Consider the following 524-nt stretch of genomic DNA (forward strand, 5'->3'; position numbering starts at 1 on the left):
AACTCACGCACGAACACCTCAGGCTGTCGAGCCATCACCACCTCCGACAGCCAGCCTCCAAAACCCACACCGCCCAGGTCAAGCCGACACGATTACAACGCCAACGTTGCTTGACGAGGCACTAGCTCGGATTCTCCGTCGACGAGAACGTCCAGCAAGCGATCCTGGCCACCCCGAAACACGCCTGGACTGAGGTCTACAACGCCGACGGCGAACCCCGCCGCGGCGGGTGGGTCGCCGAGATCACCGACCTGCTCAATCGGTTCCCGCGTGCGGGAACACTGCTGCCCCTGGTCCCGCAGTTCGTGGCGGACTCGCGGGAAGCCACAGGCCTGTTGGGACTCTTCGTGGATCTCGACGATCTTCGCGGTCAGCTCGACGTCACGCCGGGCATGGCGCGATCCGGGGTTGGTGCGGTCGGCGTAGTAGGCGGAACGGGAGACCTTCAGCAGCTCACAAGCCCTGGCGATGTTGTGGTTGCCAGCTTTTTCCGCCTCGATGAACGGGTAACAGTTCACCGGGTC

Annotated in this window: 1 protein-coding gene; it reads right to left on the bottom strand. The window is 63.7% G+C overall.

What is annotated here, in order from left to right; all coding sequences use genetic code 11:
• Positions 1-92: 92 nt before the first annotated feature.
• The coding region (locus G3I17_RS39230) for an IS3 family transposase (RefSeq protein ID WP_343238570.1) at positions 93-524 on the bottom strand (432 nt) is incomplete at its 5' end.

It is taken from the genome of Streptomyces sp. SID13031, from assembly GCF_010548305.1.
GTDB lineage: Bacteria > Actinomycetota > Actinomycetes > Propionibacteriales > Kribbellaceae > Kribbella.